Genomic DNA, 23,685 nt, shown 5'->3' with positions numbered 1-23,685 from the left:
CCGGCGGAGTGAGGAAAACGGACAGTAGATGAGGTATTTCGATTGTGTGTGACTTCTGCACCGTGCTTCGTGGAACGACGATTCGTTCGCAACTGCCGACGATGGTTCTAGGCGGAGAGTCCAATCGCGTCGGCAAACACCGCATACTGTTCTTCTGATAGCCCTGCTTTCCCCAGTTCGTGCTCGTGGGCATCTGTCCCACCGGTTACTACCAGGTTGTTCTCTGCTGCCACCCTATCGATTACGCCCATATCGACATCCCGATCATAGGGGTAGTACCGCTCAACTGCATCCAGGTCAGACGTCAACGCCAACGCGCCTTCCGGGTCGTCATACCGGAACGGGTGGGCCAACGCCACCACCGCGCACGCGTTTCGAAGCAGTTTGACGCCGGGGTGGAGAGATATGACCTTCCGAGGCACATAATGGTCGCAATCCCGGCCAATGAACTTGTCAAACACCGTCTGATAATCGTGATCCAATTCTGGGTGCTCGGCTACCGCTCGTGCGATATGCGGTCGCCCGATACCTGGTCGTCCCCTGATACCGAGGGACACGCCAAACTCAGACTCGAGACTGTCGATTATCTTCTGGCCGCGCTCAACACGGTCTGCTTGGATGCAGTCGATTACCGCCATGAGGGCGGGCGTCTCGGTGACGGCGTAGCCGAGCAAGTCGATTTTCTCGTCTAGCTCGTTGACATAGACGCGCAGTTCGATACCGCGAATCAGTGTGACACCGTCCACCGTCGTGACAGGCTCCGAAAGCCCCGGGTGGATGCGGTCGTGGTCGGTGATTGCAACGACACTGACGCCAGCCGTTGATGCAACGGCTGGGACGTCTTCAAGCTCCATCTTACCATCAGAAAGGGTCGTGTGGGCGTGGAGGTCGGCATAAACACTCATATACCGCATTTCCATCTGTTTGAGCTACATATAACAGTATGCATAGGGCACCTGAGGGCGCGTCGCGAGCGCACAGTCACCGAGGCAGATGCGACAAAGAGACAGTCTCCACCGCCCATCTACAACTTCAGAGACGACGACTCCCACAGAGCAGTCTCACGTAGTGAGTACTATCAGAGACGGTTCGAGTCCAACTGAAATATTCGTGAGCCGGATTTCGGGTCGTACAGTGCAGGCGAACTCAACGTCACGGTGACGCTCGTCGACTGCGACCTTACTCTCGACGATACCGTTCGGTCGTGGACGGTGATGGTTCCGTTCGAACCTGCACCGGCACCGACCAAAGCGAAGACCACCGTGGCATCGAACACAGGGGCCAGCGACCAGTCGGCGTCGGAGTCCGAAGACCCGTCATCGGCGCCGAAGACGTCCTCCCCGCCAAAGACGTCGGCATCACCCGAGACGGAATCGCCGCCGGCAACCGAGACATCTCGTGGACCCGACGAGGGGACAGAGTGGACAGTGACGGTGACCCGAGTCGTTGACGGGGATACCATGGAGGTTCGCTTCCCGAACGGCGAGGTCGATACCCTTCGGTTGCTGGGTGTGGATACCCCCGAGACGACGCTCAGTCGTGTGAGCCCCGACGAGTTCGAAGGTATCCCAGAGACGGCAGACGGTCGTGACTGGCTCTACGACTGGGGTGAGCGTGCCTCGGACTTCGCCGTCGACGAGTTGGACGGGAGAGAAGTCAGAATCGCCACGGACCCGCAGGCCGACCGTCGCGGGAGCTTTGGTCGGCTGTTGGTCTACGTCTACGTCGACGGTGAGAACTTCAACGAGCGGCTGCTCACGGACGGCTACGCCCGGATGTACGACAGTTCGTTCTCCAAGCGTGGGGCGTTCGCCGACGCAGAGCGACGGGCACAACGCAACGACGTCGGCCTCTGGGACTACGACGCTCCGGAGCCAACGCCTGAGCCTGCTCCAGAGCCGACCGAACGCAAGACAGACACATCCGGTGGGTCGGACCTCCCCCCACTACCTGCAGATAGTGATTACGACTGCTCGCACCTCACGTGGGAGCAAGCCCAACAAGTCCTCGAAGACTACCCGAGTGACCCCCACAGGTTAGACGGGGACGACGACGGCGAAGCCTGCGAGTCGTCTGCGTGAGGTGAGGGGGCCTGGTAGCGTCTCCCGGAGACGTTCCAAAGGTCACAATCTCCGGACGCCTGCGGGCAGCCGCCGGGGATCCCCGACACACTAAAAATCGGGACGGAGGGGTCCGATACCCGATTTGGGCGCATTCGCCCGCGACAACCTCTCCCAGACATCCAACAAAGGAGTACAACTGCACACACCGTTCCTTGGATAGGTTCCAGTAGCGAGTGGGAAGTCTCGACTGGTTGGAAATCGTCTGGTCGCCTTCGGAATCACACACGACCATAATTGAACGGGTACCCGATATTGGTCACCCTCACTTCGAGACTTCCAAGGACTACCAGAGGCATTCGTGCGACAGTCGCGACTGGCAGAATTGTCATGGAGCTCAGCAACTGATACACAAATACATCAATACATCGTACAGGGCGATATGCTTTAGTACACACATCATGGATACACTAGCAGGAGGTCCAAAGCATGCCAATCAGTGCAAATCGGTTCGAAGCAATCGGCGAAGAGGGGGTGACGCCGGAAACCAACGCAGAGATTATCACGAGATTCCTCCTCGAAAACCACGATCAAGCGTGGGAGCAGAAAGACATCGTGGAACGAACCGATGTCAAGCAGGGCAGTGTTGGGCCCACGCTGAAGCGGCTAGAGGACCGGGGAGTCGTCGACCACCGTCTGAAGTGGTGGCGAATTTCGGATAGCTACCGGACATCGGAAGAGGCCGCTGTGTTCGTCTCCGAAACAGCAGAGGAGTATGACGACGGACAGGAGTTCGATGCGGCGGCATGGGCTGAACACGCCGAAGACGACCGAGCTGAGAAGTATACCGAATGAGGTACACTCGGCAGGACCTCGTTTTTGCGCCAGATCCATTTAAGACAGGTGCGAAGCCACGACCATGGCTCATCATTTCGGATGAAACGATGCCATTCCCGGGGGATATGTTGTGTGTAGCGTGTACACGGTCTGAGTACCCGATGAATTTCGAGGTAACACCGGATATGTTCGAATCGGGGGGTAAGCCCGACGAGACAACGTACTGTTCCCCCTGGCTGTTGGCTACGTTGAAGCCCCAACAGTTCGAGTTCAAAGTGGGGACGCTGACGAAGGAATTCACCGACCAGATCGCTCGGGAAGCCGCAGAGTATATCGAGTACTAATACGTCTGCCACTATCCCCGACGCTCAGGAGAACCGATGGCGAGGACAAACGCGCCTATGCCGGCATCATCAAGCTTGCAAACCCATACCCGAGTGCGGTCGCTGAGGCGTTCAGCCTGTATCCGGTTCTCATCGAGGTAGAGGATGGGGCAGCCACACAGGTCGATAGTACGGCACTCTCCAGCGAGCACGACGAGGCAGCGTGGATCAGGCTCGCGGAGTTCGAGCCGTTCGAGACGCAGGGGCAACAGCAAGCTCTTGTGAATCTTGACCAGGGATGAGGGCGACTACGGGCTTCAGGCGTGGGCAGTGTCAGCCGAAGGAACCACTAGAACATCAGTCACAGTGGGGTGGACTCATGCAATCGCGTCCACGCATCGTGGTACGTCGCTTGCTTCTCCAACACCGAGTCAGAGACCGAACCCAACCGCGTCAGGTCCATGTTGTCCTCGATATCTGCAACCTTCACCCGTCGAGCGAGCGGATTCTCTGCAGCTCGGTTAACGAATTCGTTATAGGACTCACAATTGCGCTTCGTGAGCGCATCCACAGCTTGCCGAACCTCGGCGTCGAACTCACTCTCAATCTCCTCAAGCGTGCATGGAGTGTCCTCAACGACATCGTGCAGCACAGCCACGACACGCTCGCGGTCGGTGTCCATCTGCGTCATGACGCGCAGGGGATGACGGATGTACGTCGCGTCGGCTTTGTCGGTCTGTCCGCTGTGGGCATCGACGTCAAGGGAATGCTCGAAGGTGACACGAACGCTCGCAACAAAGCCGAGGGGGGATGGCGTGACCTCATCAGCATCTTCGAGCATCACGGGCGGAAGAATGGCTGTCACGTTCGTACCGTCAAACCGGAGAATACGACACTTGAGTGTGCATCGTGTGGGTCGTCGGTGTACAAGCCGCTGTGGGTTCGAGAACACAGTTGCCCCACGTGCGGATTCGAGACCGACCGGGATTGGAACGCCGCGTTGAACGTCCTCTCGCGTGGTCTGGAGAAACTAGGAGTGGGTCACTCCGAAGACACGCCTGTGGAGACAGCGACCACTGTGTCACCCCGTTCGGTTGATGCACGTCGCGTCGTCGAAGCAGGAAGCCCCTGCCTCAAGGAGCGAATGGCGTCAGCCGTGAGCGAGTAGGCAGGGGTAGTTCACTCGACGAGTTGCAGCGTCTCGAGGACGTTGATGCGGCCGGCTCCGAATCGTGGGTCGCTGTTTCCGTTGGAGAGGTCAGCACCCTGCTTGATGACGCTCTCGACTTGGCCCGCGTTGAGACTCGGGTCGAGACTGCGGACGAGACCAACGAGCCCAGCGACCTGTGGCGCAGCCATCGATGTTCCTGAGATCGCGTCGTAGCCGGAGATGGGTAGGTAGGCGGGAGCGGCATCCATCGGCCACGTGGATAGCACGCCGTTGTATGGGAACGGGACGTCATCTGGTTCCCCAGTTTCGCCGAGTGTTCGTGGAACCGTCTCGTACCACCCACCAGGAGCGGCGACATCGATATCGCTCGTGCCGTAGTTCGAGTAGAACGAAAGCGTGTCAGCGGGCGACGTCGCGCTGACGGTGATGACGGCCGGGACACTGTTGGGGAGGGTGAGACCCCCGCCTTGTTGGAGGTTTCCGGAGGCGTTGCCCGCAGACCCGGTAATGACAGTTCCGCGACGGACGGCGCTCTGGAACACCTTCTGGATGGACGCTCGAAGCTTGTTGATCTCTACACCCGGTTGTTGAACGCCTGGGATGCCGAGGCTGAAGTTAGCGACATCAGCGCCGATTTCCGCTGCGTAGTCGATACCTGCCAGGATGTCGCCGAAGGTAGCCCCGCCATTCGCAGGGAACACACGAATCGGAATCAACTCGGCTTCGGGTGCCAGCCCGACCACACCTACTGCTCCGGTTGCTGCGGCGATACCCGCGACGTGTGTCCCGTGGTAGCCGGAGTCTCCCGGACCGATCTCCGGCACATCGTCATCTGCGACGAACACTTCGCCAAGGTTCTCGTTGACGTTTCCGAGGTCGGGATGATCAAGGTCGATACCACTGTCGATGATGGCGATTCGTGCACCCTTGCCGGTCGCAATCTCGTGGGCGGGTGTCGCTCGTGTGAGGTCGTTGTCCCACTGGAGATCGCGAAGTGCTGCATCCTCACCTGGTGTTGCCGTGGCCGTTGCATCAAGCTCGGGAAGGTCGAGTTCGACCGAGATGTCTCGTGTCGCGGCGGAGACGCCGCGAATTCCTTCGAGATCACCCACAGCACCCTCTGGGCCCGTGACGACCGCAACGTTGCCCTCGGCGAGGACGTGCCGGATGGTGAATCCACCCATTTCGAGTTCGCTTCGAGTTTTTCTATTCAAGCCGGTGATGAGATACTGTGCTGAGCCGTCCGCTGCGGATGCGAATCCGCTGAACGCGAGTGTCGCACCTGCAGCGCCGATTCCCCGTAGCAGTGTCCGTCTATCGAGATTCATTGTGTTGATTCCCCCTATGGGACAATCACTTGTTAGGTCAAAATGATATAATAATTGTTTATGGTTGACAGAACTGTCCTCTGTATAGGACACATCGGGGATAGAGCCATCCTCGCGGGGGCTGTGTGAATCTCAGTTTATTCTCAGAAATTTGACTTAAAGAGTCAGAGGGCACTGTCTAGTTACGCCAGTTTGAGAAGCGAGCAGGTCGTTGAGTTTCTTGGTCAGAATGCTCGCAGACCTGCTCAGCGGATGCTTCGCGGTGGATTTAGAAGAAACTTGGGAGCGTGAGCGGACGGCAACGCCCGTCAGGGCGTTTGCCGTCCGGCTCCACGCGACCGGTTATTCGCTCAGAGAAACAACTTCGATTCTCGCTGAATTCGGCGTTGAACGTTCTCACGGAGCCGTTTGGAACTGGGTGCATCAGGTCGCTGACAGCGTTCCCGACCCGCCTGAGGCGCAGCCGAAGCGGGTCGCGGTCGATGAGACCGCTGTCAAGATTAACGGTGAGTGGTCTTGGTTATACGCTGCAATAGACACCGAGACAAAATTGATTCTCGATGTCGCGGTGTTCGGTCGTCACGGTACTGATCCGGCGGCTGCGTTTCTGTCGCGACTGGCCGAGAAACACGATCTCTCGAACACAACGTTTCTCGTCGATCAGTTCGGCTATCGGACTGCCCTCGCGCGACTTGGGTTGAGCGGTCGGGTCGATTACACCGACCGAAACCTGATCGAAAAGTGGTTTCAGACACTCAAAATGCGCATCGACCGCTTCCATAACTCGTGGGTGGGCAGTCGGCGGAGCACGCACCATTGGTGTGCAGTGTTTGCGCACTACTACAATCGACTCAGACCCCACCAATCGCTCAACGATCGAACGCCTGCCGAAGTCGTGCTAAACTAGACAGTGCCAGTCAGAGGATTAGAACGCCAGTTCGAGAGTTATCAAACTCTGCCGCCCAGTTGTCGAAGGTCATACTCTAGATAGTCACAATTAGTAATGGCCTCTACTTCTTGGGGCACAACCCGGAGCGTGTGATGCAGAACGATTTCTTGCCGAATCGTGTATGAGAACTGTGCGGCGTTGACGAGACGCAGAGCATCTCGTCCGCACACCAGAACGAGAAGCGTTCTGGGGACGCTGTATCCCCTCCCAGTTCGCGCCCTCCCTTCGGTCTGCGCTCGCTGAAGAACGGGGCGTAGCGCCTACTGTCAGCTCAGAGATGGAGAGGCGAGGAGCCCCTTTGCCCCCACCCGGTTGGTATAGCACGACCGAGCATGATAGAGAGGTATGTGAGTCGGTAGCGCTACGTTCAGGCGGCCATGTTCAAGACATCCGGTGTCTGCTGTGGACCGGTCCCCACCCATTCTCGGGATGTTTCGCGGCGCGGATTCGCCCGCGATAGACGCCATTGATCGTCTTGATGACCACGACCCGGTATGTCCGACCGACCTCGCCGTCGCGGACGTGAATCGTTCTGCCGTCGCCGTCGGTGCCGACCGGTTCGCCCGTGTCACTCTTCCGGTCGAGGGTGACCTCAACGACGTCGTCGTGCATGAGCGACTCGAAGGAGGTCAGGGGGAAAAGTGTTCTCGGGACCACGAGAAGCAAACGATAGGGCAGTCTCGACACACACATTCGAGGCGGAAGCCCACGAGTTCACTCGTGGGTCGCTGACCGAGCTGATGGATGTCACGAACCTTCGTCGGGACGATTGAAGCGTGATGGGCAGTGGCCGATTACTGGGGAGAGAGGATTTCTTCGAGTTGCTCCAGTACGTCCCACATCACACGGACCGCCTGTAACGACGCAAATTCCACAGATTGGCACTCGTAACTGGCAGCAGCGCTCTCTCGCGCTTGGTAGTGTGCCCACCCTTCGACGTGGGAGTTTGGCTCGTGATGCCACCCACAGTCGAATCCGGAGTTCTCGCTGTAGTGAAACGAGAACTGTGGAGGATCCTCCTGAGACGCCCCTGCAAACCACCGTATCGACAACTGTCCCTTCTCGCTGGTCCCACCGAACACACGCGGGTCAACATCAGCATGCACCCTTGTGAACAGATCTGGTGGGTCGCCGCGGGCAGCAGTGACTCCGGGGTGGCGAGTGATGCTCCGTCGGAGTTCGAGCAAGACCGTGTGCGATGCTTCGCCGGCGTGATACCCACCATCGCTGATGAACACGCTTAGGCGGGTGCCGGCGTCGAACCGGTGTACTCACTATAGTGCTCGATAGCGTCATCGACGAGGCGCAAGCGATAGGCGACGATGGCCCAGTCGTTTGCAGTCTGGCGAATCGCCCGCGTTTCCTCGGCGGACGCTGCCTGTGTCGCTACTGTGCGCAGTTCATCCGCGTCTTCGACATCGTACTCGGCTTGCCACGCCTCGACCTGTTCGAGTAGGTGCGCACGGAGTGCTATCAGGTCATCTTGGTCATGCTCCGCCAGTAACTCACGAAGAGCCCGCATCCGTGTATACAATGGATCCGGCTGGTACAACACGGCTCGCTCCTCGAGACGCTGTAAGATGTTCATCTCGACGAGCCGCTCAAGATGATTGCGAGCGGTATTTTCTGACACCAGGGCTTGTTCACTGATCCACTCAGCATTTCTCGGAGTATCGAGCGTGACTGCGATTGAACGGACACGGTCGAACGCACTGGTGTTTGCTTTCCAGGCGTCGGTCATACCTCACAGTTAGAAGTCGAGCGCAATAGTTCTACCCCTGAATCAGATAATTAAGTCTTGGCTGCAGCGAGCTCTCGGCAAATACGACAAAGGCACACCAACCAAGACGGAGCGTCTCCGGGGGTCATTGGCATCCTCCTCCGCGTTCACCCGGAGGAATCCCACGGCACCGCTGAGTTGGGATGTTATGGTCTACAGAGAAAGCAAGGCGAGTGCCTCGGGGCTTGCCCCCGAGGTACTTCACCTTTCAGGCCATGCCTCGAAGCCTGCGCAACTCACCTACACGCGACCCCGCCTGGATGGGCGGTAGTGCAGGGCAAACGAGGTTCGCTCCGTTGTCCACCCCTAGAGGTCAATACTCATACTGGTCACCAACGCAGAACTGCACAGCTTTGGGTCGGACGCTGATCGTCAGGTGGGTCCGTTCGATGATCTCCCCATCGAGGCTGAAGAGCGTCGGGGCCGGAGCTTCAATCTCCAGTTCAGCAGTCTGCGTTCGAAGCAAATAGGGCGAGTCGAATCTCATCGCAAGTGGCTCTGCTCGACGAAGAGTCTGTACTACCGAGGGTCGTTTGACGACCACTACCTCCAACAACCCGTCCTCCATCGGTGCCTGCCGATATCTCAATCCCGGAAATCGCCGGCTGTTACCTATTAGAACCATCGCTGCTGTCCCGGTCCACATAGGGTCGTCTTCAGAACCAACGCGAGCATGCAGTTTGGGGAGAGTGTCTGCGTGCTGGCTTTGAAGCGCATCGAGAGCCGACGGAACCGCTCCGAGACCGTACGCTGTGAGCCCGAAGAACCGCTTCATCTCGTGTGTCGTATGCGCACTAAGTGTGGCAGGAAATCCGCTTGAGCACGTTTTGATGAACAGGTGGTCGTTGGCCGTCCCGAGGTCGAGTAATCGAACGTGACCCGATTCTATTGCGTCGAACGCAGACCGGACGCTGGAGATTCCGATGTCTTTCGCGAACCCGTTTCCGGTCCCCGTCGGGACGACACCCAGTCGGCTTTTCCTGAGCATCCCAGCGTGGTCGACACCGTGGATGACTTCGTTGACCGTCCCATCCCCTCCAGAAGCGATGATGGCGTCGACCCCTTCGACTGCCGCTCGGTGAGCCAGCTCGAATGCATCACCTGGCTTCTCCGTGTCCCACACCTGATATCCCCGGTCTCGTGCTATCTCACACGCCAAGGTGGTCGACCGGTGATTGCCACTCACGGGATTGTTCACCAGGAGACGGCGCATATCGAGTAGAAGGTCGAAGAAGAGTAAAGCAGTAGCGCTGGCTACACTCAGCGTGTACGCCGTGGATTTTCACACGCACGTTGGGTTCCTCCATGCGTTCCCCGGTACCCCAACACGGCTGGATCCACTCGGTCTTCGGTTACTCGCGATGATGGCACGGTACCGTGGGATGGATGCTATCGTCGTGACCAACCACGACTTCTATCGTGATCTGGGAGACACAGTTTACGGCGTTCGAGTGCTCCCGGGCATCGAGATCTCCACCACCCGAGGTCACGTGCTGGTGATTGGCCCCGACCCACCCGCGAATACAGATCCAGGGACACTCACCCCGGAGGAAGTCGTCGACAGTGCCCACGAACGAGCGTGTGTCGCCATCATCCCACACCCGTTCCGAAACAGCACCGTTCGGAGTGTCGACGCGCCGTTCGATGCTGTCGAGATAAACGGGAAGCATCCTAGATATCGCACTCGTGTTGAAGAAATCGCCCGTGAGCGAGCAGTTCCGCTTGTCGGCGGAAGTGATGCGCACTTCCCATTCGAGGCCGGTCGTGCATACACGCTCGTCGACAGCGACGAACTATCGCCAACTACACTCGTGAATGCGGTTCGAGACGGTCGTGTCCAGCCAATCGTTCGTGAAACGTGGCTCATTCGGTTTATCCGTCGATGGTATGCTCGAGTCCACCGAATTCGGAGCAGTGATGTCCTCTCTGAGTCCCTCCGACATCCCCACCCGTGACACCCCCAGGACAGTGAATCAGCGCTGTTCTTCGGTTCTGTGACTTCCCCTCCTCCGCGAGTTCGTCGGCAAGACACCTGACTACGGCTGGAAAAGTTGATATCTGTCAGTCGATTCCTAGTATATATGGCCTCGGTGGGCGGTGCGGCCACCACTCGTTCGCAGTTAGCGATACGGGACACCGTTTTTGTCGTCATCGCTGAAGCCCGAACGAACCTTCTCCGATTGACCCTCGCGTTTCTCGCTGGATTCCTCGTCGCGTTCTACTGGCTCTGGACGGTTGGGTGGGACTTCCTCAAGGAAGTCACCGAGTCAGGGATGACGCCCGCAATCAGGCAACAAGTCCAGTTCATCGCACAGACACCGTTCGACGTGGTGTTACTGCAGGTGAAGATTGGGATCATCGTCGGGCTCGCAGTTGCGCTCCCGCTCTTTTTACTGCAATTCCTGCCACGCTTACGTGATCTCAATCTCTGGCCAGCCGTCTCGTTGACTCGCTGGCAGGTCGCTGGTATCGCGGTACTCTCGACGGCGTTGTTCGTTCTCGGCGTCAGCTACGCCTACGAACTTCTCTTCCCGTTCTTGTTCGAGTTCTTCGCGTCCAATGCGGTCACCGCTGGTTTCGCTCCGCACTACTCCATCGTCGACTGGGCTGAGTTCCTCTTGGTGCTGACCGCCGTGTTCGGCGTCGCTGCTGAACTCCCACTTCTGATGAGTGTGCTCGCATACACAGAGATTGTCCCCTACGACGTGTTTCGCCAGCGATGGCGACACGCGGTCGTCGCGATTACCATTGTCGCGTCCATCGTCAATGGCTCGCCGGACCCACTGTCGATGGCGATTGTCGCCCTCCCATTGGTTGTGCTCTATGGGCTTGGACTCGTGATTGCTGGTTTCGTCGTCTCGAGCAGGCACCTGTCACAGCGGACAGCACAAACGACCCCATTCGGTGACCCCACTGCGCTCGATGTCGGGGCACTGGATACAGCGGGCATCGAGGCTGCGCCACGAGAAGCGTTCGAGCACCTCTCCGAAGAGGCAGTGTTGTCCATCGCGAATGACGCGCTCGACGAGGGAGACGACACCAAAGCCCGGGCACTTCTGGACCGATACGACGAGATTCCGTTTGATTCGGAATCGACAGTCGGCGATGCTGCGCCGTCCGATCGAACGAGGGCTGTTGAAACTGGTCGAGCAGAGAATGACCCAACACGCGATGTCACAGCACTCGGTCGTGACCCTGATGAAGAGCTTGGCGGGTACTACTACGATATCGCGTTCGTTCTCGACACACTCCGGTCGAAGTCGATCCGGATAGTTGGAGTCTTCATCGTCGTGATGGCGACCGTGTTCTCGTGGCTCTCGTACGGTGGCATCGGCTCCGTTCAGCGTGATTTCCTCCGTCGGCTTCCCCCACAGATTCACCCCGAAGAACTGTCGGTCATCACCCTCCACCCGGCAGAAGCGCTCGTCTTCGAGATGAAATTCTCGCTAGTGGTCGCAACAGCAGTGACTCTTCCAATGGTCGTGTACTACAGCTGGCCAGCACTCAGAGCACGCAAAAACCTCGAGATGCGGTCAGGGACGTTCCTCATCTGGTGTGTCGCGCTGACTGTCGGTCTCGTTGGTGGGAGCGTACTCGGCTATGCGATTGTCGCACCGTCGGTCATCTCGTATCTCGTCGCGGACACGATATCCAATGGTATTATCGTGAGCTACCGTATCTCGGCGTTCTTCTGGCTCATCTTCTACACGACCGTGGGCGTCGGGTTGCTTGCTGACGTGCCGGTCATGATGGTGTTGCTCAACCGCGCGGGCGTCCCGTTTCGAACCATGGCCAGTCGCTGGCGCGAGGTGACGGTCGGGCTGTTCTTCATCGGAGCCGTCGTCGTCCCCGGTGGGGTGGTGATGATGTTCGTCTTCACGCTGCCCATCCTCTTTGCGTATGGTATCGGTCTTCTCGTGTTAGCAATCATGACCGCCAACGGCCGTCGAGACCTCTCGACCCGGCCCGCCTTTGTTCGAAATCACCGGCGACTGTGAGAATACACAGGGACAGTCCGAACGCAGCGGCCCCATGAAACACGTAGTGTCCCCCACGTTCTGGCTTCGAATTGATTCACGAAGACCCGACTGAATAATGATTGTGAGCCTGATTCATGATTGGTTCAACACGACTCAAGCTGTCGAGCAGAGTACAAGTGGAGACGTGAGCCCCGATGACCTACCAGTCGATTCTGATCCCAACCGATGGATCGTCGGATACCGAGCAGACGTTCGAACACGGGCTCGCACTCGCTGAGCGGTGTGGCGCTGCGGTGGACGTGTTGTACGTCGTCGATTTGGGATACACCGAAGAAGAGGTCCCCACAGACTCTGTGTGGACGAGCCTGTACGAAGAGGCCGAGAAGGAAGGAGAGGCGGCTCTCACCGATTTTCGAGACGTCGCGGCGAAGCGGTATCCAGACGTCCCAGTCACCGAACGGATACGGGCGGGCCATCCAGCCCGAACGATCCTCGATGAGATCGACCAGCACTCGCACGACCTCGTCGTGATGGGGCCACACCGGACGTCGCGACTTCGCCGTCTCTTCGTCGGGAGTACGACCGAGCGTGTCGTCCGGTCGTCCCCCGTGCCCGTGTTGACGCTGCGAACGGAGACCGAGGAGACACCGACCGACTACGAGAACATCGTCATCGCCACCGATGGCAGTCCCGGGTCGTCGCGAGCCGTCCAAGAAGGGGTTGACCTCGCCGCAGAGTACGGTGCGACCGTTCACGCAATCTACGCGCTGGATAGTCAGTACGTACGCTCGTACTCGATTCGAGAGTTCATGGAGCGAGAAGGGAATCGAGCGCTCCGTCGAGTCGTCGACATCGCGGCCACGGCCGGAGTCGACATCCGCGACCAGATGCTGGAGGGGTATCCAAACGAGGCCATCGTTCGATACGCCGACCGACACGACGTCGACCTCGTCGTGGTCGGCACCCACGGGCGAACGGGTCTAGACCGACTCGTCGTCGGCAGTGTTGCAGCGCACGTCATCCGGAGTGCTCCGGTTCCGGTGTTGACCGTCCGAACAGTGAACGACCATCGACTCCCCGACCAGAGATGACCGATCCGACCCCACCCGAAGACTTGCCACCGGCGGTAGCCGAGTCACTACAGCAACTCGACGGCCACGACCTGCGTGAGGCCATCGTCTACGCACAGGAACTCCTGCGTGCCCTCCACGAACCACACCCGACAGTCGAACCCCAACTTGGGGAGGAAATCGTCCGGGTCGACGAACGAGACGGCTATCTGGAGGTCCACAAGCGCCACCGCCACGCTGATGGCTCACTCGGTGGGCGGTACATCTACCACGTCACTAGTGAGCCCCACCCTGATGGGACAACGCACCACCACTGGACACTCATTGGTCGTGAAGAGCCTGACAGGTGACACAGCCAACAATACGAAATCGTTACCTCTGCAGTTGAAGTCCTGGCGCTACTCTCTTGAACCCACAGAGACGGCACAGCGCCCACGACAGCTTTCCCCTGGCGAGAGGATGAGGTCACCCTGCGATGCTGACACCGATGAGCGTCCCCACCCCGTAGGTGAGCGCGGCAGCAGCTAGCCCGATTACCACCTGTCTCGTCCCCGAATACAGCACGCTTCTACCCGTCAGTACGGTGATTCCAGCCCCGACGACGAAAAGGGCGACACCGCTCAGCAGGAGGCTCACTGCGACAGCCGTGAGCCCCGAGAGTGCGAAGAAGGGAATAACAGGGACGATGGCCCCGAGGGCGAACAGGATGAACGAGGCACCGGCGGCCTCCCACGCCGAGCCCCCAAGTTCCTCGGGGTCGATTCCCAACTCCTCACGAGCGAGCGTATCGAGAGCAGTTGCCTCGTCCGAGATGATTTGGTCTGCCAACTGTTCTGCCTGGTCTTGAGAGAGCCCCTTCGCCTGATAGATGAGTGCGAGTTCCTCTCGCTCCTCGTCGGGGGCTTCGGCGAGTTCAGCAGCTTCGATGCTGATCTGTCGCTGATACAGTTCCCGAGAGCTCTGGACGGAGAGCCACTCACCCATGGCCATCGACCCAGCTCCGGCTAGCAGTCCGGCGAGACCAGTAACGAGGATGGCCGTAGTATCGAGCGCCGCGCCCGCCACCCCCATCACGAGACTCAGATTCGAGACCAATCCGTCGTTTGCTCCGAGGACGGCTGCCCGAAGGGCGTTGCCACTCGTCGCACGGTGCCGCCCTTCGAGTCGGGCAAGCGTTCCGCCTTCGACGCCAGGTCCACCAGTTCCGGCAATCGCAACCAGAAGGCGATCGTGTGACCGTTCATCGGCGATCATTCCCGTCCCCTCGACTTCCGGTTGACTGGCGTATCCTGCTCCACCCACAGCTTCACCAGCACGCATCGTCCCGACAACGGCGTCTGGCCCGACGTGACGAGCAACCCATGCGAGGACGCGAGCGCGCCACGAGGGCCTCGGCTCGGGCTCATCAAAGCCAGCCTCGCTCAAAAGTCGTCCCCAGAAGGCGGCGTGTTCACGTTCAGTTACTGCAAGCTGCCGATAGACGCTGGCCAGTTGCGACTGTGGTTCCGCGTCCGCCATCGCATCATACACTGTCGCACTGTCGATTTCGTCTCGTCTGTTTTGACGATAGCGCTCGATGGCCTCACTATCGGCCATTAGCATCCGTAAGTGTTATTCTACTAATATATATTGCGGCGAGTACGAGCGCTGCGTCGATTGGAGAAGAACGTGGCCCACGAAAAGGGGAACCACCAAAATTGGAGGAGAGTTTTCACCCCTTGGACAGACCCTGCCAGTGGATTCACAGCGAAAAATATCTTGCAGTCTTCGTCAGAACGCGACCGAGATTAACCCGACGAGGACGACGATATTGAGGACATCTGCTACTGCCGTCGTTACCGGGATGAGCACGTTATTCGGGTCTTCCCCGCGGCGATACACAATCGTCCCCGTCAGGAGTGCGACCGCGAAGACCACACAGACGAGGAAAAGGACATCGAGGAACACGACCAGCACAATCTTGCCAATGGTGGTGCCAGAGGGAGCCGTCCCCCCAAGCGTGGTGATCGAAAGTGCCCCACCAACCGCGACGACGACCATGACCAGCGCTGCGGCCAGCACCTGTACGAAGAGCCGACGGAGCGCACTGTCGCGCCACCACGGAGGCATCTCGTCGCGGCGGTACAGCAGTTCTGAATAGCGACCCGAGATGACGATTCCGAGGTCGCCGAGCATGTCGTTGAGGGCTGGAAACAACACGACGAATGGGGTCAGCGCGAACAGGACCGTCTTGAACTCCTCGAGTGCAAGCCCACCGACTGAGGAGACGAGTGAGGCGAGGATGAGAACCAACAAACTCTCGCGAACGATTGTCCGCCAGACGACGGCCCCACGCCCGTACTCCTTGACGTAGAACAGTGTTCCTCGACTGATATCCTGCGTTTCAGAGACATCGTAGATGAGCGGGTGGCGTTCTGTTCGGTCGATGTCTCGGAGTTCGTCGAGCTGTGGTTCGCTCATACGAGCATCACCGCGACGAAGAGCGCCAGAACGCTCGTGACGTCACCTGTCGAGGTGACGAACGGCCCGATGACGTCGTTGGGGTCGTGGCCCCGACGATACACAGCGAATGTCGCGGCCAGCGTGAGAGGTATCTCGATGAGATTCGCGAGGACCCCCGCGAGCAGTGGGATGACCAACAGTTGTGTGGCATTGATTCCGAAGATGAACACAGTATACGCATACGCCAGCCCCCCAAGGACGCCACAGACAACGATGACGAGCACGAACGACCCAACGAGGTTCCCAACAACGAGTCGGTGACGCCAGTCACCGGCAGTGAGCTCACCAAGGTACAGGCCAGCGGCGATTCGTGCAGCGAGCGAGCCAGAGATGTTCCCTCGAAGTTCCAAGAATCCTGGGAAGATAATGAGTAGTCCGGGTACTGCCAACACGACATCTTCCTGAATGGCGAGAATCGCCCCCGTCGCTAGTCCCCCGACGACGGAGACGAACTCTGCTCCGAGGATGTCACGGAACTCCGTGTCGAACACCTGGGTCATAGTGTATCCTATACGATACGTCAATACTGGCCTGTCGGTGAGTGACGCAGGGCCGCCCAACTGATTTCATATGTCGAGGCCGATGGTGAGCGCGGCCAGTCCGATTCCGAATGCGTAGAGGGGGACCACGTAGCGCCACACTGCGTTCGGAAGGACCCGAACGAGATACGGGGCGGCAATGGCGGCGAGGAAACCTCCAGTGAAGATAGACGGGAGGAGCAGGAGGTCCATGTGGACGCCGCCCATCGCTAGGAGTACGAATGTGAGAACGCCGACGATCGAAACGAGGCTTTCAGCAAGCCCGGCGATGGCGATGGCACTTTTCTCGTAGACCCCTGAGAGGATTTGACCGAGCGTCACGACCGGTCCGTAGCCACCTCCGCCGATTCCTTTGTTGACGCCGGCGAGCGCCGCGAACGCCACTAGTCGACGTGGCCGATACTCGATAGTCGTGACCAGTCGCGCACGGACGAGGCCCACGACCCCCATCACGAGTACCAACACGCTGACGTACAGCTTGATGAACGATTCGGGGAGGACGAGTGCGAAGTATGCTAAAACGATTGAGACGAGCGTGGCGGCTGCGCCAACGCCACCGAGCAACAGCATCAGCCGTGTTTCGGCGTTCAGCGGACGAATCGAGAACCGGGCGTTTCTGAGTTCGTGGTGAACCCCGCCGGAGACCAGGCCTGTCAGCGTCTCGGAAATGAGCAAGACGGGGGTGACCTGAAGTGGGTCGTACCCAAGGATGAACAACAGCGGGGCGAGTGCCGTGCCAAAGCCCATCCCCGCTGCAGAATCGAGTAGCTCGAAGACGAACGCTGTGAGTACCAGCGCGCCTAAAACGACGTACGAGGTTTCTTGGCCGAATGGAGGCAGCCACCACGCCATCAGCCCCATCCCAACGATGTAGACCAGTCCCAAGAGGCTCAGTCGTCGAAGCGACCGGGCTGGTATTCGAAGGCGTTCGGCAGTCGTAAGCCGGCGGTCTAACTGCTGTGCTTCTACCCCGATTTTCTCGGGGGTGACGACGTGCTCCTGAACGGCTGTATCGTGTTCTTCAGCGTGCTCACCGTCCGTTGATTGGTCGTATTCCATACTCGCTCGGACACGGTCGTGCTGACGCGCGTCGAGTTGGTGAGTACGCAACCGGTGAATTTGAGTGTCATTTCGGAACTGGGAGACTGTCCTGTGTGATTCATGCTCCGCACTCAGAGAGCATCCCGTCTCTCGATTATCCAATCTCCCTTGCACACTGGAGCGAACGAGACGAGAGCGGAACTCTACGGAGACAATGCTGAACAGGATACTGAGTCACGACTCGCTAGCGACACACACTGCTCTCCCCGATATTCGCTACCAGCGAGACTGGGTTCTCTTCCACGTACAAGGACGCGAGAGCCTCTAACAGTGGTGGTGTACAACTACTCCAGAAACTTCCAACAGGCAGGTTGTAGCGCTACAATTATGTATCGATAGAGTGTCACTGGTTTTACACGCACGGCCACTCGGCAACCACAGGTGGATGGTCCGACATGTGGGGACTACCGAACCATTGGCCCGGACGACTCAGGCGAAGTTCGCCGAGTGAGCCGTGCGTGATTCGAAATTCGGTCCACACCTACATCGTTAGTGTCAACGATTTTTGTGAGTATCTCAGATAACTGCATTCCGGGCAGATACGCTACGGCACCTGGTGGCATGGAGGTCTGGCCAGGCGGTGAGTGACGAACCTAAACTGGTGATTTCGTCCACTCGGGAGTCCCAGCCGTCGGCACACAAAAATACCGAACAAACAGTGCGCGACGGTCATCGGTGCCGACCGAGATGTTGACGCTACGTAGTGGTGTCTGATGGAACTGGGCTGCGCACTCTCACCGAGCTAGCGCCACTGACAAATAGTCTCTGTTGGCCACCCCGATGAGTCACTACCCAACGAGAGCAACGAGATTCTGGTACGACCACGACCAGCAATTGGATTCGTCCGCGTACTCTCACAGTATTGTAGAACAGCCGACATAGTTATACACTACACCGTGGTAGCCCGAACGGGACACACCACGATACCGAACAGAAGGTGGATAGAGTCCTGCTCAGACTCGCAATGGGTGTGTCTCTGAAGGGATGCCTCTGACACTTTTTCCCTTCATGACCCATTCTGATGTAGAGCTCAGGCCACTGACGAGTAACACGCTACGTACCCTTGAGTGGGTCGCCTGATGTGTCGTTGCTCGTGGTCGGGGAGCCTCACTACATCGCCTCTCTCGTTCACGGACGAATCCGACGCTCACCGAACCACTTCAGTATCCACTTTCGAACGATCGACCGAACTGGCTCGTGTTGTCGAACGAGCAGTACCTCGCCCTCAAACCGCTCACCAACTGTTTCTGGAATGTCTCCGAACACTCGTCTGGTAAGCCACCCTTCACGGGTTGCTCCCATGACAATAGTGTCCACATCGTGGGACTCGGCATAGTTCTGAATCGCCGACGCGACGTCTGAGTCGTCGATGATTCTCGTTTCGGCCGACAACCCCTCTTCGGTCAACCCACTACGCCGTGATTCGAGATAGGACACCGACCCCTCCGTTTCCGGTGCAACTGTCAACAAGGTAAGTATACCATCGCGCTGTTCGACGAACGCAGCAGCGATCGCTTCCGCGCGTTCGGCGTGTGGTCCCCCATCGGTTGGAAGAAGAACCGACCGAGGGCGATCGGTCCCGGTGAGTTTCGCGACGACGATGTCACACGGGGCTTCCTCGACCACCACGTCGATGGTCGAACCGAGGACGAACTCACGACGGCGACGCTGACCCCGCCATCCCAGTAACACCAAGTCGCTGTCGTAGCGATAGGCCATGCTGACGATGCTTCGCCCAGGCGTTCGTCCCACTGTGACCGACCGATGAGCGGGGACGTCTTTCGGGACGTACTGCATCGCCTCCCGGAGCACCTCCCGTTCGTTCTGGACGTACTGTTCGCCCTCCTCGATGGGTGTCTGAACCGGCACCGTCGCAACGCTCGTCAGGTGGAGTTCGCCGTTGTACTCTCGAGCGAGAGTCGCGGCGAGGTGGACGAGGCGTGGAGCAGTCTGTGGGTTCGCAATCGGGACGAGAATCCGGTAGGGGCGTTCGGTTGGACTCCACTCCTCCGAAAGGACTCGAACCTCACTGGCGAGTTCCGTTCGAAGGATACGGCCTCTGGAGTAGCCGAGGAAGACGCCGACACCAGCGAGAATCCACCCGACCGCCAGAAGCCACGCCAGCGGACTGTAGTTGAAGAAGTAGACGGCGAGGAACAGCTTGGTGAGGATGCCCACGATGGGGACGTAGGGAAAGTACGGCGAAAGGTAGCCGTAATCGAGGTCGTCGCCGTACTCACGGCGGATTCGTATCATCGAGTAGTTGACCTGCAAGAACAAGAGCAAGAACATCAGGTCTGTCGCGGCGGCGACCTGCGCCAGCGGCAGGGCGACCGCCATCACGGCGATGAGTGCTCCACTGAACAGAATCGAGACGTGCGGTGTCTGGTGTTCGTCGTGAATACGCTCGAAGGCGTCTGGGAACACTTTGTCGTGGCCCATCGCGTAGCCGACCCGAGAACTGGAGAACGTCGTCGCATTGAGTGCCGCCAGCGACGAGAGGATGCCCGTTATGAGGATGACGAGCGTCCCGAACGGGAGGAACTGGCCCGCGGCCTGAGCGAGCCCGAACTCCCCGAGATTTCCGAGCACTTGCCAGACCGCCGGGTCGGGCGGAAGTTCACCGACCGTGCTCCCACCGATACTCTCGGTTGTCCGGGCGGTATCGAGCAGTTCTGGCGTCAGGTCGACCGCGCCGATGAGGACGACACCGACGAGGATGTAGATGGTGACGACGACGAACATCGAGTAGAAGACTGCCTTCGGGATGTTCTCGCGCGGATTGACCACCTCTCGCCCTGATTGAACGATAATCTCGTACCCCTCGAACGCGATAAACGTCAACCCCATCGCGAGGAACACACCGCCCGCACCGTTCGGAAAGAACGGCTCGAAGTTCGTGGAGACGGTCTGTGGTTGACCCACCATTGAGGCGACACCAGCGATGATGAACACACCGATGATGAGCAACTGGAGCGTCGTCACGACGTTTTCAGCGCGGCTCGTCTCTTTCGCGCCGCGGAAGTTGACGTAGGTGAACACAACGGCAGCCAGAACGGCGAACGTCTGCTGGAGCGTCGCGGGCGCAAGACCGAGCGCCAGTCCGAAGTACTCGGTGAGGATGAGCGTCACAAACGAGCCGAAACTGAGGATGTAGAGCGACCCCGCAACGGCGTGAGCAAACCAGCTCATCCACCCCGACAGGAACGCCTGGGAACGCCCGAGCGCGGTCCGCACCCAGAGGTAGCCACCACCAGGTTCGGGTATCGCACTGCCGAGTTCGGCGTACACCATCCCGGTGAAGATTGTGATGAAACCGTTGAGTGCGAACGCGAGGATGAGCGCAGGACCGGACTCACCGGCGGCAAGGCCGCTGAGGACGAAGATACTCCCACCAATCATCGCTCCGACGCCGATGAGCGTCACGTCGACGAGCGTGAGCTCTCTGGCGAAGTCAGTCCCTTCAGACTCATCCACTACGAACGTCTCTGACTGACGCATCGTCATGGGGGACGTTCTGGTCGGGCGGCGTCTGATCGACGGTGGCCTTCGATGTTCGCTCTGCCCCGTAGCACCGTCGTGAGCAGCCCAAGCCACGCCAGCAGGGTCAGCGAGAGGCCAAGCAGTACGTCAGGCCCGACCATCAGCGCTCGACTCCGGATCGACGTGAGTTTCTATCCCAACCATTCTCTCACTCCGTCATTTCGCCACGAGACAACTTGGCTCATTTACACGACTGCGTTGACTCTCTGGGCAGAGGGAGCCATCAGCGGTGTGAGTGGTCGACTCTTGCTCGTGTACTTTATCGACCGCTTAGAGCACGATTGCCCACTTCTGATCCTTCTGTCTGTTCCGCACGGCGTTCCAGCATTCGCCGCTGTCGTTTCGTGACCACCCAGAGGATGATGACGATGCCCTCGAGGCGCACGAGCGAGTATGCCCATGGACGGACTGTCACCTCCTCACCGTCTTCGACTAACCACTGCATCCAGAAGTCCACCAACTGCCGTGGGAAGAACAGTTCAACCACACCGAGCAGCATCAGTACGCCGAACATGACTGCACAAGTGTCAGTTGGAATGATAAAGGTTGTTGCGATAGGCCCGACCGACTGTCCATCGTGACTCTCTGACCTCCACGATCGAACGAAGTCGTCGTTCACCGATAGGGCCAGCTCATCACGAGGACTGTTATCAAGGACCGCCTATTACAGCCAGTTTGTTCACGTACCATCCCGGCGAGGATGATACTGGACAGGGAGTCACGAATCAGTCCGTGTGCTCAGAAACATGCAGCCGTTCCGACATCCTCACCATCCCACCCATCCCTGTCCTTCCACGAGGATAACGACGCTGAGCCCGTTCGATAACGGTTGCGGCAAGGGAACCACCGGCCCGAGAACTTATCGCACCGTGTAAGAGATTAACAACCATGTCATACATCGTCAAGATGCCGAAGCTTGGGATGGACATGGACCAAGGGACGATCGTCGAGTGGTTCGTCGACGAAGGGGACGAGGTCACCGAGGGAGAGGTCGTCGCCGAGATCGAATCCGAGAAGACGACCGGCGAAATCACCGTCCGTGAAGACGGTATCATCCACGAGCGACTCCTCAACGTCGGTGACAGCACGGGACCGGGAGGTGCAGTGGCAATCGTCGGGGCTCCCGACGAAGACGTCTCGGACTTGTTAGCCGAGACAGGGGTCGAAGCGAATAATACGGCCACCGAGACGGTAGCCGACGAGCCAACCGAGACCACGAGTGTCTCGGGGAACGGGAAGTCCGCTGTAGCGCAAGTCGACGTGAAGGCGACTCCCCGAGCCAAGCGGCGAGCAGAGGAAGTGGACATCGACCTCGCGACAGTCGAAGGCACCGGTCCACAGGGGGCCGTGACGGCCGACGACGTCGACGAGGCCGCTGCAGCCGCCAACGAGGAGACTGCAAGCGAGCGGTCGGTCAAGGCGAGCCCGCGAGCCAAGCGCCGGGCAGAAGAGTTGGAAGTCGACCTCTCGACGGTCGAGGGAACGGGCCCACAGGGAACAGTGACGGCCGATGACGTCGAGGCCGCTGCGAACACAGTCGAGAGTGAGCCGGCGTCACCGGCACCGTCGACAGGCGAGTCAGAGACAGCGTCGACAGCTACGGGCCAAGGCCAGGAGCGAGTGTTCGCCTCACCACGCGTTCGTCGCCTTGCACGCGAACTCGGTGTCGACATCGAGTCCGTCGACGGAACGGGTGTCGGGGGGGCGATCACCGAACCGGACGTTCGGGCAGCCGACGACGGCGTCGCCGCTTCGACCGACAAGCGGGCGACCGAGCACACAGAACCACCGGGAACCCGTGACGAGGAACGGCCACTCGGGAGCATGCGTCGGACCATCGCCAACCGACTCGGGCAGAGCTACCAGAACGCCGTCCACGTCACCATCCACCGAACTGCGGCGGCAGCCGACCTCCTCGCGGCCGCGAAGGCGGCGAAGGCTGGTCTCGACGCCGCCGTCTCCGTGAACGACGTACTGTTGCTCGCCGTCTCGGCGACACTCGACGCCCACCCCGAGTTCAACGCGACGGCCGAAGACAAGGTCCACCAACTCCACGAGGAACACAACATCTGCGTCGCCGTCGATATCGACGCCGGACTCGTGGCTCCGGTGGTCCGGACGGTCGACCAACTCTCGCTATCGGAAGTAACCGAGGAACGCCGTGCTGTGACCGACCGGGCGCTCGCGGGTGAACACACGATGAGCGACCTCACCGGTGGGACGTTCACCATCTCGAACCTCGGTGGACTGGGCGTCGAGTCGTTCGACCCCATCATCAACCCACCACAGGTCGCCATCCTCGGTGTCGACGCCATCGCAGACGATGTCGTTCCGGGTGAGGACGGTGAGCCGACCGTCGAGAAGCGCATCGGCTTCGACCTCTCGTTCGACCACCGCTTCGTCGACGGGGCAGACGCCGCTCGCTTCATGCAGACGCTGGTCACACACGTCGAAGACCCGTGGCCGCTCGTTGTCGAGGCGAGTGCACGCTGAACACCCACC

The 23,685-nt window shown here is 59.2% G+C and carries 21 protein-coding genes and 1 pseudogene; 10 read left to right on the top strand and 12 right to left on the bottom strand.

Annotated features, from left to right (window positions below; genetic code table 11):
- Positions 1–107: 107 nt before the first annotated feature.
- Positions 108–905, bottom strand: coding sequence for a PHP domain-containing protein (locus tag M1L36_RS09035; RefSeq protein WP_250873384.1), 798 nt, complete (start codon positions 903–905; stop codon positions 108–110).
- Positions 906–1,157: 252 nt separating this feature from the next.
- On the opposite strand from M1L36_RS09035, the gene M1L36_RS09030 reads away from it, so the two are divergent.
- From M1L36_RS09030 to M1L36_RS09020, 3 genes are all read left to right on the top strand, one after another.
- Positions 1,158–2,081, top strand: a complete 924-nt coding sequence (locus M1L36_RS09030; protein WP_250873383.1) for a thermonuclease family protein — start codon at positions 1,158–1,160, stop codon at positions 2,079–2,081.
- A gap of 468 nt (positions 2,082–2,549) precedes the next feature.
- Positions 2,550–2,915 (top strand): MarR family transcriptional regulator, encoded by a 366-nt coding sequence (locus M1L36_RS09025; protein WP_250873382.1) that lies wholly within the window; start codon positions 2,550–2,552, stop codon positions 2,913–2,915.
- Positions 2,916–3,058: 143 nt separating this feature from the next.
- Positions 3,059–3,241 carry a hypothetical protein gene (locus M1L36_RS09020; protein WP_250873381.1) on the top strand — a complete coding sequence of 61 codons (183 nt, stop codon included), beginning with the start codon at positions 3,059–3,061 and terminating at the stop codon, positions 3,239–3,241.
- A gap of 340 nt (positions 3,242–3,581) precedes the next feature.
- On the opposite strand, the gene M1L36_RS09015 is transcribed toward M1L36_RS09020, so the two are convergent.
- Positions 3,582–4,085, bottom strand: coding sequence for an HD domain-containing protein (locus tag M1L36_RS09015; protein WP_250873380.1), 504 nt, complete (start codon positions 4,083–4,085; stop codon positions 3,582–3,584).
- Here M1L36_RS09015 and M1L36_RS09010 point away from each other — a divergent pair.
- Positions 3,972–4,388, top strand: a pseudogene (locus M1L36_RS09010) (zinc ribbon domain-containing protein); the annotation flags it as partial. The gene M1L36_RS09015 and the pseudogene M1L36_RS09010 sit on opposite strands and share 114 nt — an antisense overlap.
- Before the next feature lie 11 nt (positions 4,389–4,399).
- Here M1L36_RS09010 and M1L36_RS09005 read toward each other — a convergent pair.
- Entirely contained in the window at positions 4,400–5,719 is a 1,320-nt protein-coding gene (locus tag M1L36_RS09005; RefSeq protein ID WP_250873378.1) for a S8 family serine peptidase, read from the bottom strand.
- A gap of 229 nt (positions 5,720–5,948) precedes the next feature.
- On the opposite strand from M1L36_RS09005, the gene M1L36_RS09000 reads away from it, so the two are divergent.
- Positions 5,949–6,626, top strand: a complete 678-nt coding sequence (locus M1L36_RS09000; RefSeq protein WP_250873377.1) for an IS6 family transposase — start codon at positions 5,949–5,951, stop codon at positions 6,624–6,626.
- A 423-nt stretch (positions 6,627–7,049) separates the two neighbouring features.
- Here the strand turns inward: M1L36_RS09000 and M1L36_RS08995 are convergent, their stop codons facing one another.
- From M1L36_RS08995 to M1L36_RS08985, 3 genes are all read right to left on the bottom strand, one after another.
- The gene (locus tag M1L36_RS08995; protein WP_250873376.1) at positions 7,050–7,280 is read right to left on the bottom strand and encodes a hypothetical protein; all 231 of its coding nucleotides are present in this window, start codon (positions 7,278–7,280) and stop codon (positions 7,050–7,052) included.
- 628 nt (positions 7,281–7,908) lie between these two features.
- Complete coding sequence (locus tag M1L36_RS08990; RefSeq protein WP_250873375.1) at positions 7,909–8,409, bottom strand: DUF7342 family protein; 501 nt, start codon at positions 8,407–8,409, stop codon at positions 7,909–7,911.
- A gap of 352 nt (positions 8,410–8,761) precedes the next feature.
- Positions 8,762–9,661 carry a diacylglycerol/lipid kinase family protein gene (locus M1L36_RS08985; protein WP_250873374.1) on the bottom strand — a complete coding sequence of 300 codons (900 nt, stop codon included), beginning with the start codon at positions 9,659–9,661 and terminating at the stop codon, positions 8,762–8,764.
- Positions 9,662–9,713: 52 nt separating this feature from the next.
- Here M1L36_RS08985 and M1L36_RS08980 point away from each other — a divergent pair, with 52 nt between their 5' ends.
- The 4 genes from M1L36_RS08980 (at position 9,714) to M1L36_RS08965 (ending at position 13,848) form a co-directional block, all read left to right on the top strand.
- Positions 9,714–10,403, top strand: coding sequence for a PHP domain-containing protein (locus M1L36_RS08980; protein WP_250873373.1), 690 nt, complete (start codon positions 9,714–9,716; stop codon positions 10,401–10,403).
- A 126-nt stretch (positions 10,404–10,529) separates the two neighbouring features.
- Positions 10,530–12,446: a twin-arginine translocase subunit TatC gene (locus M1L36_RS08975; RefSeq protein WP_250873372.1), complete on the top strand. Its 1,917-nt coding sequence runs from the start codon at positions 10,530–10,532 to the stop codon at positions 12,444–12,446.
- A 176-nt stretch (positions 12,447–12,622) separates the two neighbouring features.
- Positions 12,623–13,519, top strand: coding sequence for a universal stress protein (locus M1L36_RS08970; protein WP_250873371.1), 897 nt, complete (start codon positions 12,623–12,625; stop codon positions 13,517–13,519).
- Entirely contained in the window at positions 13,516–13,848 is a 333-nt protein-coding gene (locus tag M1L36_RS08965) for a hypothetical protein (protein ID WP_250873370.1), read from the top strand. The genes M1L36_RS08970 and M1L36_RS08965 overlap by 4 nt, the downstream gene beginning before the upstream one ends.
- A gap of 115 nt (positions 13,849–13,963) precedes the next feature.
- On the opposite strand, the gene M1L36_RS08960 is transcribed toward M1L36_RS08965, so the two are convergent.
- The 6 genes from M1L36_RS08960 to M1L36_RS08935 form a co-directional block, all read right to left on the bottom strand.
- Positions 13,964–15,094 (bottom strand): VIT1/CCC1 transporter family protein, encoded by a 1,131-nt coding sequence (locus M1L36_RS08960; RefSeq protein WP_250873369.1) that lies wholly within the window; start codon positions 15,092–15,094, stop codon positions 13,964–13,966.
- A 174-nt stretch (positions 15,095–15,268) separates the two neighbouring features.
- Positions 15,269–15,958, bottom strand: coding sequence for a magnesium transporter (locus M1L36_RS08955; RefSeq protein WP_250873368.1), 690 nt, complete (start codon positions 15,956–15,958; stop codon positions 15,269–15,271).
- The gene (locus tag M1L36_RS08950; RefSeq protein WP_250873367.1) at positions 15,955–16,500 is read right to left on the bottom strand and encodes a magnesium transporter; all 546 of its coding nucleotides are present in this window, start codon (positions 16,498–16,500) and stop codon (positions 15,955–15,957) included. The genes M1L36_RS08955 and M1L36_RS08950 overlap by 4 nt, the downstream gene beginning before the upstream one ends.
- Positions 16,501–16,566: 66 nt before the next feature.
- A complete protein-coding gene (locus M1L36_RS08945; RefSeq protein ID WP_250873366.1) occupies positions 16,567–17,598 on the bottom strand; it encodes a TSUP family transporter in 1,032 nt (343 codons plus the stop codon).
- 1,170 nt (positions 17,599–18,768) lie between these two features.
- On the bottom strand, positions 18,769–21,117 hold the full coding sequence (locus M1L36_RS08940; RefSeq protein ID WP_250873365.1) for an amino acid permease: 2,349 nt from the start codon (positions 21,115–21,117) through the stop codon (positions 18,769–18,771).
- 325 nt (positions 21,118–21,442) lie between these two features.
- Positions 21,443–21,697 carry a hypothetical protein gene (locus tag M1L36_RS08935; protein WP_250873364.1) on the bottom strand — a complete coding sequence of 85 codons (255 nt, stop codon included), beginning with the start codon at positions 21,695–21,697 and terminating at the stop codon, positions 21,443–21,445.
- Positions 21,698–22,071: 374 nt separating this feature from the next.
- Here M1L36_RS08935 and M1L36_RS08930 point away from each other — a divergent pair, with 374 nt between their 5' ends.
- Positions 22,072–23,676: a dihydrolipoamide acetyltransferase family protein gene (locus M1L36_RS08930; RefSeq protein WP_250873363.1), complete on the top strand. Its 1,605-nt coding sequence runs from the start codon at positions 22,072–22,074 to the stop codon at positions 23,674–23,676.
- The last annotated feature ends 9 nt before the right edge of the window (positions 23,677–23,685 follow it).

Origin of the sequence: Halomarina rubra, from assembly GCF_023699475.1 — an archaeon.
In the GTDB taxonomy this organism is placed as follows: domain Archaea; phylum Halobacteriota; class Halobacteria; order Halobacteriales; family Haloarculaceae; genus Halomarina; species Halomarina rubra.
This window is presented reverse-complemented; position numbering and strand designations above follow the sequence as displayed.